We start from the raw sequence: 12,235 nt of genomic DNA on the forward strand, positions 1-12,235 counted from the left end.
CGTATAAAGGACGTTAATGTCCGATAAGCGGACACTCTAAAGCGAGCAGGGCGGGAGAGAGCAGATGCCGTACTACCGCGTCGTGGGCGAGGTACCCCGTAAGCGACACGTCCAGTTCCGGCGACCCGACGGCGGGCTGTACGCCGAGGAGCTGATGGGCGAGGAGGGGTTCTCCAGCGACTCGTCCCTCCTCTACCACCGGCACCTCCCCACCGCGATCCTCAAGGCCGAGCCGGTCGAGCCCCCCGCCGCCTCGGCTCTGACCCCCAACCTGCCCCTCTCCCCCCGCCACTTCCGCACCCAGGACCTCCCGGCAGGCGGCGACCTGGTCACCGGGCGCGGGCTGCTGGCGGGCAACGCCGACGTCCGCATGTCGTACGTCGCGACCGAGGCCCCCAGCGAGCTCTACCGCAACTCCATGGGCGACGAGTGCGTCTACATCGCCAGCGGACGGGTCGTGTTCGAGTCCACCTACGGCGCCCTGGAGGCCGCCGAGGGCGACTACGTCGTCGTCCCGACCGGCACGATCCACCGCTGGGTGCCCGACGGCCGGGTGACGGCCTTCGTCATCGAGGCCGCCGGGCACATCCGCCCGCCCAAGCGCTACCTGTCGAAGTACGGCCAGTTCCTGGAGCACGCCCCCTACTGCGAGCGCGACCTGCGCAGCCCGCAGGAGACGCTGATCGTCGAGGGCGAGGAGGTGCCGGTGCTGGTCCGCACGCGCGGTGGCCTGACCCGGCTGGTCTACCGCAACCACCCCTTCGACGTGGTCGGCTGGGACGGCTGCCTGTACCCCTACGCGTTCAACATCAACGACTTCGAGCCGATCGTGAAGGGCATCCACGCCCCGCCCCCGGTCCACCAGACCTTCGAGGGCCCGAACTTCGTGATCTGCTCCTTCTGCCCCCGGCCGCTGGACTTCCACCCCGAGGCCGTGCCGATCCCGTACAACCACCACAACGTCGACTCCGACGAGCTGATGTTCTACGCCGGCGGTGACTACAGCGCGCGCAAGGGCTCCGGCATCGACGTCGGCTCGATCTCGCTGCACCCGGCCGGGTTCACCCACGGCCCGCAGCCCGGCGCCGTCGAGGCGGTCATCGAGGCGGTACGGCAGGGACACACCCGCACCAACGAACTGGCCGTCATGGTCGACACCTTCCGCCCCCTCGACCTGGGCCCCGCCGCCCTGTCGGTGGAGGACCCCGGCTACGCGTGGACCTGGGCGCGATGACCATGGCGACGACTCCCGCGACTCCCGCGACTCCCCCGAGCATGATGACGACGAGACTCTTCCGCGACCTCGTCGACGACGCGGGGCTGTTCCCGCCCACCGCCCTGCCGATGGACGAGGCGCTGGCCCGACACCGGAGCGACCTGGACGCGGGCCACCCGGTCCTCACCCACCGCTTCCTGTGCCCGGCGAGCCGGCTGCCCGCGCTCCGCGCCGCCCTGTCCTTCCCGATCCGGCTCGGGCTGATCCTCGACACTCCGGACCTGCCGCCGCTCGACGGCCTGGACGTGGAACTCGTCGAGATCCCGGGCGCCCGGTTCGAGACACCGTCCGGACGGATCGAGATCCCCGCCGATCCCGGGCCTCCCGGCACGAGGGCGCGCCGGTTCGTCGAGGTCACCGCGGCTCAGCTCCCGGTCGCCCCGCCGGAGGGGACCGGCCTGAAGATCAGATGTGGCGGGTCCTCCGCGGAGTCCTTCCCCAGCCCGCACGACCTCGGCGCCTTCATCTCCCACTGCGCGGGCCACGGCATCCCGTTCAAGGCCACCGCCGGGCTGCACCACGCGGTCCGGCACTTCGACCCGGCGCTCGGCACCGACCGGCACGGCTTCCTCAACCTGGTCCTCGCGGTCGTCGCGGCCGTCGAGGGACGCGACCCTGTGCCGGTGCTGAAGCTGACCGACGTGGGCGAGCTGGTCCGGCTGGCGCGGGCCGTACCGGACGAGACCGCGCGGCGGGCCAGAGAGCTGCTGGTGTCCTACGGCTCGTGCAGCACGAGCACCCCGATCGACGATCTGCGCGCCCTCGGGCTGACCAGGCTGACCAAGGAGGACGACCGATGACCGCGAGCCCCTGGGGCCTCGACAACCTGCCCTACGGGGTGTTCTCCCGCACCGGCGGTGAGACGCCCCGCGTGGGCGTCCGGTACGGCGACCACGTGCTCGACCTGGCCGGGGCGCTGCACGACGAGGTGTTCGCCACCGGTTCGCTCAACGCGTTCATGGCCCGCGGCTCCGCCGCCTGGCGCGACACCCGCGCGGTGATCCGCAACAAGCTGGCCACCGACCCGGCCGCCGTCGAGCCGCACCTGATCCCGCTGGACCGGGTCAGGCTGCACCTGCCGATCGAGGTGGGCGACTACGTCGACTTCTACTGCTCGCTGGAGCACGCCTCCAACCTCGGCCGGATGTTCCGCCCCGACGAGGAGCCGCTGAAGCCCAACTGGCGGCACCTGCCGGTCGGCTACCACGGCCGGTCCGGGACCGTCGTCGTCTCCGGCACCCCGATCGTCCGCCCGTCCGGGCAGCGCGGCGCCGGGGTCTTCGGCCCCTCCGCGAAACTGGACATCGAGGCGGAGCTCGGCTTCGTGGTGGGCGGGCCGTCCCCGCTGGGCGGGCGCGCGGGCCGGTTCGAAGATCACGTCTTCGGTGTGACGCTGGTCAACGACTGGAGCGCCCGGGACATCCAGGCGTGGGAGTACGTTCCGCTGGGGCCCTTTCTCGGTAAATCCTTCGCGACCTCGATCTCCCCGTGGATCACTCCGCTGGAGGCGCTCGCCTCCGCCCGCGTCCCGGGGCGCGCGCAGGACCCCGAGCCCCTGGACTACCTGCGACGCGCCGGGCAGTGGGGGCTCGACCTGGCCCTGGAGGTCCGGCTGAACGGCGAGGTCGTCTCGCGCCCGCCGTACCGGGAGATGTACTGGACGCCCGACCAGATGCTCGCCCACATGACCGTCAACGGCGCCTCCCTGAGGGTCGGCGACCTGTACGCCAGCGGCACGGTCTCCGGCCCCGAGGCGGGCCAGCGCGGCTCGTTCATCGAGCTGACCTGGAACGGAACCGAACCGATCAAGCTGTCCGACGGGTCGGTGCGGACCTTCCTGGAGGACGGCGACACCGTCACGATCACCGCGACCGCGCCGGGCCCGGACGGGAACGTGATCGCCCTGGGCGAGGTGTCGGGAACCGTCAACCCTGCGAGGTAAGTCCACGATGTGACTCGGCGTGCTTAGGCGCTCACTGAGCGCTAATCTTGGCAGCCGACCGTCCGTGAACTCCCCGAAAGCAGGAATCGATGCGGCGCGCCGCGGCCCCTCTCCCTGTCCTTCTCCTCCTGCTCGCCCTGGTGGGCTGCTCCACGGCCGCCGACGGCGGTGGGGAGCGAGCGGGAAAGGCGGCCGCGCCCGCGGTGCAGATCTACCCGAGCCCGGGCTCGGAACGGGCCCCCACCGGCCGGGGCCTGACCGTCCAGGCCAGCCAGGGCACGCTGACCGGGGTGGTCGTCTACGCCGGCGGGGTGCCGGTGCCGGGCAGCTTCGACGCCACCCGGACCGTCTGGCGCTCCGACCGGCCGCTGGCCCCCGGCCAGGACTACGCGGTGAGCGCCATCGCGGCGGCTCCCGACGGCACCTCGGCGAGCACCACCGGCAGGTTCCGCACCCTCACCCCCAAGCGGACCTTCCGCATCGTGTCCGTCCTGCCGGAGCCCGGCGAGACCGTGGGCGTCGGCATGCCCATCATCGTCGACTTCGACGTGCCGATCCGGGACAAGGCCGCCGTCGAGAAGGCCCTGACGGTACGGTCCGAAACGCCGGTCGAGGGCGCCTGGCACTGGACGGGGGACACCCGGGCGATCTACCGCCCCCGGCACTACTGGCCTGCCGGGCAGCAGGTCGGCTTCACCGCGCACCTGACCGGCGTCCGCGCGGACAAGGGGATGTACGGAACCGAGGACCACGTCACGCGCTTCACCGTCGGACGCTCGCAGATCAGCACCATCGACACCCGGACCCACCAGATGGTGGTCCGGCGCGACGGGAAGATCGTCCAGCGCATGGCCATCAGCGCGGGCATGGCCACCACCCGGGAGTACACCACGACGAGCGGCGTGCACCTGACCATGGACAAGAGCAACCCGGTGCGGATGATCTCCCCGAACCGGAGCAAGGGCGACCCCGGCTACTACGACGTCATGATCAGCCATGCCGTGCGCATCTCCAACAGCGGCGAGTACGTGCACGCCAAGGGGAACGTCTGGGCCCAGGGCCGGGTCAACGTCAGCCACGGCTGCATCAACGCCCGTCCCGACCAGGCCGCCTGGTTCTACACCACCTCCCTGCGCGGCGACCCCGTGATCATCCGCGGCACCGACCGCGAGCTCGAATGGGACAACGGCTGGGGTTACTGGCAGCTCCCCTGGAACGACTGGCTCAAGGGAAGCGCCCTGCACTCCGGCTCCTGACCGGCCCCGGCGCCGCCGTACGGTGAGAGCCGATCCATCCCCCCACTGTCAGGTGCGTCGGCGACGACATACGGTAGGAACAGGAACCTTCCGGATGCCGGACCCGTTGCACTGGTAGGAGGGCCTGAGCATGGACGACTGGATCATCTGGTTGATCCTCGCAGTAGTCCTCGGCGTCGCCGAGATCTTCACCTTGACCACCGCGCTGGGCCTGATCGGCGGCGCGGCCCTGATCGCCTCCCTCGGCGCCCTCATCGGCCTCCCCGTCCCGCTCCAGCTCGTCGTCTTCGCCGGCTCCCTCGCCGCGGGGGTCGTCGTCATCAGGCCCGTCGCCCGGCGGCACCTCAGGCCGCCCCCGCTCGGCCAGCGCTTCGGCGTCCAGGCGCTCGTCGGCAAGACCGCCTACGTGACCAGCGAGGTGACCGGCAGGGAGGGCCGGGTGAAGATCGGCGGCGAGGAGTGGTCGGCCAGGGCCTACGACGAGACGCTGGTGATCCCGGCCGGGGCGACCGTCGACGTCATCGAGATCGAGGGCGCGACCGCCCTCGTCTACCCCAGGGAGCAGTGACCCATGGATCCGTTGCTGATCGTCGGGATACTCGTCGTCCTGTTCGCCGTCTTCACGGTCATGAAATCGGTGCGGATCGTACCCCAGGCGAGAGCCAGGAACGTCGAGCGGCTCGGCCGCTACCACACCACGCTCAAGCCCGGCCTGAACTTCGTGATCCCCTACATCGACCGGGTCTATCCGATGATCGACCTCCGCGAGCAGGTCGTCTCCTTCCGCCCGCAGCCGGTCATCACCGAGGACAACCTCGTCGTCGAGATCGACACCGTGCTCTACTTCCAGGTCACCGACCCGCGCGCGGCGGCCTACGAGATCGCCAACTACATCCAGGCGATCGAGCAGTTGACGGTCACCACCCTGCGCAACGTCATCGGTTCCATGGACCTGGAGATGACGCTCACCTCGCGCGACACGATCAACAGCCAGCTCCGGGGCGTGCTCGACGAGGCGACCGGCAAGTGGGGCATCCGGGTCAACCGGGTCGAGATCAAGGCCATCGACCCGCCGAAGACCATCAAGGACGCGATGGAGAAGCAGATGCGCGCCGAGCGGGACAAGCGCGCCGCCATCCTCAACGCCGAGGGCCAGCGCCAGTCGCAGATCCTCACCGCCGAGGGTGACAAGCAGAGCGCCATCCTGCGCGCCGAGGGCGAGCGCAGCGCGGCCATCCTCAAGGCCCAGGGCCAGGCCCAGGCCATCGACGAGGTCTTCCAGTCCGTGCACCGCAACGACCCCGACCCCAAGCTCCTGGCCTACCAGTACCTCCAGGTGCTCCCCGAGCTCGCCAAGGGTCAGGGCAACACCTTCTGGGTCATCCCGAGCGAGGTCACCTCCGCCCTGCAGGGCGTCTCCCGAGCCTTCACCGAGTCCCTCCCCCAGTCCCCGGCCACCCGCGAGGTCTCCCACGAGGACCGGTCCACCGCCGCGAAGGAGGCCGCCCAGGCCCAGCAGGCCGCCGCCGAGGCGGTCGCGGAGGCCAGCGAGGCCGACACCGGCACCGGTCCCCGCCAGATCGGGCCCGGCGCCGTCACCCCCGACGCCCTCGCCCATCTCCAGGACGAGCGGCCCCAGGAGGAGCGGCTTCAGGAGGAGCGGCGGCAGTCCGCTCCCTGACCCCCGCGGGCACCGCACCGTCCACCGGCCGGCCGGCCCGCCGCGTCCGCGATGAAACTTTCATCGGCGCCCGCGGCGGCCGGCCGTATCGTGTAGTGACGTGTGAGCAGGGACAAGAGGGGATTCGGCGGATCTCCGGCCGCCGGTTCGACAACCGGTCACATCCCTTCAAATGTGGCTCGCAGCCATCGAACTGGTAGAAACCCCTCCGGACTTTGCAGTGCTCGGGGCCTCCCACGGCCCCTCCTCCATACGGTCCGCGAGGGGTGACACGCCGGGAAGTCGTTCCGCCGTCCCTCCTCGCCAGGGCCGGACCAGAGAACGAAAGGCCACTGTCGTGAAACCTCTCGCGCGTCCGCGCCGCGGATTCCTGAGGATCGGCGCCACCGTCGCGCTCGCGCTGGGCTCGCTGGCGGCCATGCCCGTCGGCAACGCCATGGCCACCGCCCCCGGCTGCGCGGTCACCTACACCACCAGCAGCTGGCCGGGCGGCTTCAGCGCCAACATCACCGTCAAGAACCTCGGCAGCGCCGTCGACGGCTGGAAGCTCGGCTTCTCCTTCCCGAGTTCGGGACAGAAGGTCGGGCACGGCTGGTCGGCGGTCTACGACCAGAACGGCACCGCCGTCACCGCCGCCAACGTCGCCTACAACAAGTCGTTGTCCACCGGGGAGTCGGCGCAGATCGGGTTCATCGGGACCACGACCGGCGGCAACCCGATCCCGACGACGTTCACCCTCAACGGCGTCACCTGCAACGACACGGCCACGAGGCCGCCCGCGCCGCCGACCGCCACGCCGACGCCGACGCCCACGGCGACCCGTACCGCGACGCCCACCCCCACGCCCACGGCGACCCGTACGGCCACGCCGACGCCGACGCGCACGGCGACCCCCACGCCCACACCCACCCGCACGGCCACGCCGACGCCGACGCCGACGCGTACAGCCACGCCGACGCCCACGCCGACGACCACGACGGTCCCCGCCACCGGCACCCCCGTCGCGATCAACGGCAAGCTGCACGTCTGCGGCGTCTACCTGTGCAACAAGTACAACCGCCCGATCCAGCTGCGCGGCATGAGCACCCACGGCATCCAGTGGTTCCCCAAGTGCTACACCGACGCCTCGCTGGACGCGCTCGCAGGCGACTGGAAGGCCGACCTCTTCCGGGTCTCCATGTACGTGCAGGAGGGCGGGTACGAGACCAACCCGGCCGCCTTCACCGAGCAGGTGAACAAGTACGTCGACATGGCCACGGCGCGCGGCCTGTACGCGATCATCGACTTCCACACGCTGACGCCGGGCGACCCCAACTACAACCTGGCCCGCGCGAAGACCTTCTTCGCCTCGGTCGCCGCCCGCAACGCCGGCAAGAACAACGTCATCTACGAGATCGCCAACGAGCCCAACGGGGTGAGCTGGGCGTCGATCAAGAACTACGCCGAGCAGGTCATCCCGGTGATCCGGGCGGCGGACCCGGACGCGGTGGTCATCGTCGGCACCCGGGCGTGGTCGTCGCTGGGCGTCTCGGAGGGCTCCAACGAGACCGAGATCGTCAACAACCCGGTCAAGGCCGAGAACATCATGTACGCCTTCCACTTCTACGCCGCCTCGCACAAGGACAACTACCGGGCCACGGTGAGCCGGGCGGCGGCGAAGCTCCCGCTGTTCGTCTCGGAGTTCGGCACGGTGACCGCCAGCGGGAACGGTGAGGTCGACCTCGCCAGCACCGCCGCCTGGATCGACATGCTGGACCAGCTGAAGATCAGCTACGCCAACTGGACCTACTCCGACGCCCCGGAGAGCAGCGCCGCCTTCAAGCCCGGCACCTGCTCGGGCGGTACCTTCGCGGGTACCGGGGTGCTCAACCAGTCGGGCGTCTACATCCGCGACCGCATCCGCACCGCGGACAACTTCCCCACCAGCTGATCTCCTTCCCCTTCCCCATCGGCTGGTCCAACCCGCCGGACCCCGCCGGTCCGGCCCGATCGAGAGGGCCCCTCCCGCGCGGGAGGGGCCCTCTCCCCGTTCCCGGACCGGCATGGCCGTGCCGCCGCGGGGCAGAGCCGTACCGAGTGTGAAGCCGAACTGTGGGCGGGATTAAGAAAACCGCGATGGACACCTCCGGAGCCGACCCGGCACAGTGCGTAAGGTCTGTACCGAGGGGGGATTCGTGATGAAGGCACTGGTCAAGGAGAGGGCCGAGCCCGGCCTGTGGCTGACGGACGTGCCCGAGCCCACGGTGGGACCGGGCGAGGTGCTGATCAGGGTGCTGCGCACCGGGATCTGCGGCACCGACCTGCACATCCGGAACTTCGACGCGTGGGCGCGGCAGACCCTGACGCTCCCGCTCATCGTGGGGCACGAGTTCTGCGGTGAGGTCGTCGAGGTGGCTCCGGGCGTGGAGGACATCGCGGTCGGGGACCTGGTCAGCGGCGAGGGGCACATCGTCTGCGGGAAGTGCCGCAACTGCATGGCCGGGCGGCGCCACCTGTGCCGCAACACGATCGGGCTCGGGGTGAACCGCGACGGCGCCTTCGCCGAGTATGTGACGCTGCCGGCCTCCAACGTGTGGGTGCACCGGGTCCCGGTGGACCCCGACGTGGCTGCGATCTTCGACCCGTTCGGCAACGCCGTGCACACCGCCCTGTCGTTCCCGATGGTCGGCGAGGACGTGCTCATCACCGGGGCCGGGCCGATCGGGCTGATGGCCGCGGCGGTCGCCACCCACGTGGGCGCGCGCAACGTGGTCATCACCGACGTCAGTCCCGAGCGCCTGGCCATCGCCGGCAAGCTCGGGGTCAGTCTCGCACTGAACGTGGCCGAGACGTCCATCCCCGACGGCATGGAGCGGCTCGGCATGCGCGAGGGCTTCGACGTGGGCCTGGAGATGTCCGGGCACCCGCAGGCGCTCCGCGACATGATCGCGAGCATGACCCACGGCGGGAAGATCGCCATGCTGGGCCTCCCCGCCGAGGAGTTCGCCGTCGACTTCTCGACGGTCGTGACCTCGATGATCACGATCAAGGGCATCTACGGCCGGGAGATGTTCGAGACGTGGTACGCCATGTCGGTGCTCCTGGAGAAGGGCCTCGACCTGTCCCCCGTCATCACCGACCGCTTCTCCTACCGCGACTTCGACGCGGCCTTCGACACCGCCGCGAGCGGCACGACCGGCAAGATCATCATGGATTGGACGGCCTGATGTTCGACGACATCCGCGACGACCTGCGCGCCACCCTCGACGAGATCGCCTCGGCGGGCCTGCTCAAGCCGGAGCGGGTCATCACCACCCCGCAGCGGGCCGGCATCGCCGTCTCCGCCGCGGACGGGCCCCGCGAGGTGCTGAACTTCTGCGCCAACAACTACCTGGGCCTGGCCGACCACCCCGAGCTGGTCGCCGCCGCCAAGGAGGCGCTGGACCGCTGGGGTTTCGGCATGGCCTCGGTCCGCTTCATCTGCGGCACCCAGGAGGTGCACAAGGAGCTGGAGGCGCGGCTGGCGGAGTTCCTCGGCCAGGAGGACGCCGTGCTGTACAGCTCGTGCTTCGACGCCAACGGCGGGGTGTTCGAGACCCTGCTCGACGACCGCGACGCGGTGATCTCCGACGCGCTCAACCACGCGAGCATCATCGACGGCATCCGGCTGTGCAAGGCCCGCCGCCTGCGCTACGCCAACCGCGACATGGCCGAGCTGGAGGCCCGGCTCAAGGAGGCCGCCGACGCCCGGCGCAAGCTGATCGTCACCGACGGCGTGTTCTCCATGGACGGCTACTTCGCCCCGCTGGACGAGATCTGCGACCTGGCCGAGCGGTACGGCGCCATGGTCATGGTCGACGACTCGCACGCGGTCGGCTTCATCGGCGACAACGGCGCGGGCACCCCCGAGCTGTACGGCGTGCGCGACCGGGTCGACATCATCACCGGCACGCTCGGCAAGGCTCTCGGCGGGGCGAGCGGCGGCTACACGGCGGCCCGCAAGGAGATCGGCGAACTGCTGCGCCAGCGTTCGCGCCCCTACCTGTTCTCCAACTCCCTCGCCCCGATGATCGCCGCCACCTCATTGCGCGTCCTGGACATGATCAGCGGCTCCAGCGACGCCCGCGAGCGGCTGCGCGCCAACACCGAGCGGTTCCGCACCCGGATGACCGAGGCGGGCTTCGACATCCTGCCCGGCCACCACCCCATCGTCCCGGTCATGATCGGCGACGCGGCCGAGGCCGGCGCGATGGCGGATCGCCTGCTCGAACAGGGCGTCTACGTGATCGGCTTCTCCTACCCGGTGGTCCCGCACGGCCAGGCCCGCATCCGGGTCCAGCTCTCGGCGGCCCACTCCACCGAGGACGTCGACCGGGCCGTGGAGGCGTTCGTCACCGCCCGGGGATAGTCCTTCGCGGTGGAACCGGAGAGCATCGGCCGCCCTGCCCGACAATGGAAGCGTGATTGACACACGGCGGCTGCGGACCCTGCGCGCGGTGGCCGACCACGGGACGGTCACCGCCGCCGCGTCGGCGCTCCACCTCACCCCCTCCGCCGTCTCCCAGCAGCTGGTCGCCCTGGAGCACGAGGTCGGCCACCGGCTGCTGGAGCGTGACGGCCGGGGCGTCCGGCTCACCGCCGTGGGGCGCATCCTGCTCGGCCACGCCAACGAGGTCCTCGCCCAGCTGGAACGGGCCGGGGCCGACATCGCCGCCTACACGACCGGTACGGCGGGCGAGGTGAAGGTCGCCTCCTTCGCCACCGCGATCGGGCTGGTGGTCGCCCCGGCGGTGAGCGCGCTCAGGGAGAAGGAACCCGGCATCCAGGTACGGGTCCTCGACGCCGAGGGCGACCAGAGCCTCACCATGGTGCTGGACGGCGAGGTGGACGTCGCCGTCTCCGTCGAGTACCGCGGGGCTCCGGCCGAGGACGACCGCCGTCTGTCCCGCATCCCGCTGTACGCCGAGCCGTTCGACGTCGTCCTCCCGCGCGGCCACCGCCTGGCCGGGACGGACGGCGGAGGGCCGATCACCGTCGCGGACCTGGCCGGCGAGACCTGGATCGGCCCCTACCCGGGCAACCCCTGCCACGACGTGATCGCCCTGGCCTGCGAGCACGCGGGCTTCACCCCGGAGTTCGCCCACTCCTCCGACGACTTCAGCGCGGTGGTCGCGCTGGCCGGGGCGGGGGCGGGCGTGGCGATGGTGCCCCGCCTGGCGCTGCGCGGCACGGACCTGTCCGGCGTGGTGATCCGCCCGGTCGAGGGCCCGCAGCGCCGGGTCTTCGCCGCGGTACGGCGCGGCGCGGAGCGCCACCCCCTGCTCATCCCCCTTCTCGACGCCCTCCACCGCGCCGCGGCGGCCCTGCGCCACACCCCTCCGGACTGACCTCCCGCCCGCCGGGTGACCGGTGGACGACGGCGTCGGAACACCTGCCGGTCCGCTTCCGGCTCCCAGCCGGCTCAGCCCGCGTCGTCCGCCGTGAAGGCCACCTCCGCCGTGCTGACGGTCCCCCCGCGGCGCCCGGGTGCGTCCTGCCACTGCCAGTAGAGATTGGTGTGCGCGATCACCTGCTCCGGGGGCGGTGCGCCGTACGCGCTGAAGTCCTCCGTCGTGTGCGCGTCGCCGACCAGTGTCACGTCGTATCCGCGGGTGAAGGCCCCGTGCATGGTCGAGCGGATGCAGCCGTCGGTCTGGGCTCCGGTGACGACGAGACGGCCCACCCCGCGCTCGGCGAGAAGCGCCTCCAGCTCGGTGGCCTCGAACGAGTCGCCGTAGTTCTTGTGGACCAGCGGCTCCGAATCCTGGCGGACCAGCTCCGGGACGTACTGCCAGGCGTCGCTGTCCCGCTTGAGCTCGTCGCTGGAGTGCTGCACCCAGACCACCGCAACGCCCTCCGCGCGCGCCTTGGCGACCAGGCTGTCGATGTTCGCGATCACGCGGTCGCGGTCGTGGGCGGCGGCCACCACCCCGTTCTGGACGTCGATGACCAGCAGCGCGGTGTTCGGCCGGTCGGGCAGGGTCGTCATGGGGGCCTCCCGGTTCCCGTATAGATCATGCGTTCAGGATCATGCGTCGCCCCACAGTAGACCGGGCCGCCGA

The 12,235-nt window shown here is 70.9% G+C and carries 11 protein-coding genes; 10 read left to right on the forward strand and 1 reads right to left on the reverse strand.

Annotation, left to right across the window (positions count from 1 at the left end; genetic code table 11):
* Positions 1-64 precede the first annotated feature (64 nt).
* The 10 genes from IEZ08_RS16850 to IEZ08_RS16895 all read left to right on the forward strand — a co-directional run bounded on the left by IEZ08_RS16850 (position 65) and on the right by IEZ08_RS16895 (position 11,521).
* A complete protein-coding gene (locus IEZ08_RS16850; RefSeq protein ID WP_068927633.1) occupies positions 65-1,234 on the forward strand; it encodes a homogentisate 1,2-dioxygenase in 1,170 nt (389 codons plus the stop codon).
* Positions 1,216-2,076 carry a hypothetical protein gene (locus IEZ08_RS16855; RefSeq protein ID WP_229803188.1) on the forward strand — a complete coding sequence of 287 codons (861 nt, stop codon included), beginning with the start codon at positions 1,216-1,218 and terminating at the stop codon, positions 2,074-2,076. Before IEZ08_RS16850 ends, IEZ08_RS16855 begins: the two co-directional genes overlap by 19 nt.
* Positions 2,073-3,218: a fumarylacetoacetase gene (fahA, locus tag IEZ08_RS16860; RefSeq protein WP_068927635.1), complete on the forward strand. Its 1,146-nt coding sequence runs from the start codon at positions 2,073-2,075 to the stop codon at positions 3,216-3,218. Before IEZ08_RS16855 ends, fahA begins: the two co-directional genes overlap by 4 nt.
* 89 nt (positions 3,219-3,307) lie before the next feature.
* Positions 3,308-4,474, forward strand: coding sequence for a L,D-transpeptidase (locus tag IEZ08_RS16865; protein WP_068927637.1), 1,167 nt, complete (start codon positions 3,308-3,310; stop codon positions 4,472-4,474).
* 130 nt (positions 4,475-4,604) lie between these two features.
* Positions 4,605-5,042 (forward strand): NfeD family protein, encoded by a 438-nt coding sequence (locus IEZ08_RS16870; protein ID WP_068927639.1) that lies wholly within the window; start codon positions 4,605-4,607, stop codon positions 5,040-5,042.
* A gap of 3 nt (positions 5,043-5,045) precedes the next feature.
* Positions 5,046-6,155, forward strand: a complete 1,110-nt coding sequence (locus IEZ08_RS16875; RefSeq protein WP_068927641.1) for an SPFH domain-containing protein — start codon at positions 5,046-5,048, stop codon at positions 6,153-6,155.
* Positions 6,156-6,492: 337 nt separating this feature from the next.
* Positions 6,493-8,085 carry a cellulase family glycosylhydrolase gene (locus tag IEZ08_RS16880; protein WP_068927643.1) on the forward strand — a complete coding sequence of 531 codons (1,593 nt, stop codon included), beginning with the start codon at positions 6,493-6,495 and terminating at the stop codon, positions 8,083-8,085.
* A 247-nt stretch (positions 8,086-8,332) separates the two neighbouring features.
* Positions 8,333-9,361: an L-threonine 3-dehydrogenase gene (gene tdh, locus IEZ08_RS16885; RefSeq protein WP_068927645.1), complete on the forward strand. Its 1,029-nt coding sequence runs from the start codon at positions 8,333-8,335 to the stop codon at positions 9,359-9,361.
* A complete protein-coding gene (locus IEZ08_RS16890; protein WP_189242480.1) occupies positions 9,361-10,542 on the forward strand; it encodes a glycine C-acetyltransferase in 1,182 nt (393 codons plus the stop codon). Before tdh ends, IEZ08_RS16890 begins: the two co-directional genes overlap by 1 nt.
* 52 nt (positions 10,543-10,594) lie before the next feature.
* Complete coding sequence (locus tag IEZ08_RS16895; protein WP_068927649.1) at positions 10,595-11,521, forward strand: LysR family transcriptional regulator; 927 nt, start codon at positions 10,595-10,597, stop codon at positions 11,519-11,521.
* Between the two features lie 74 nt (positions 11,522-11,595).
* On the opposite strand, the gene IEZ08_RS16900 is transcribed toward IEZ08_RS16895, so the two are convergent.
* On the reverse strand, positions 11,596-12,162 hold the full coding sequence (locus IEZ08_RS16900; protein ID WP_068927651.1) for an isochorismatase family protein: 567 nt from the start codon (positions 12,160-12,162) through the stop codon (positions 11,596-11,598).
* Positions 12,163-12,235: the final 73 nt, after the last annotated feature.

Origin of the sequence: Planobispora rosea, assembly GCF_014648175.1 — a bacterium.
GTDB classification, from domain to species: Bacteria; Actinomycetota; Actinomycetes; order Streptosporangiales; family Streptosporangiaceae; genus Planobispora; species Planobispora rosea.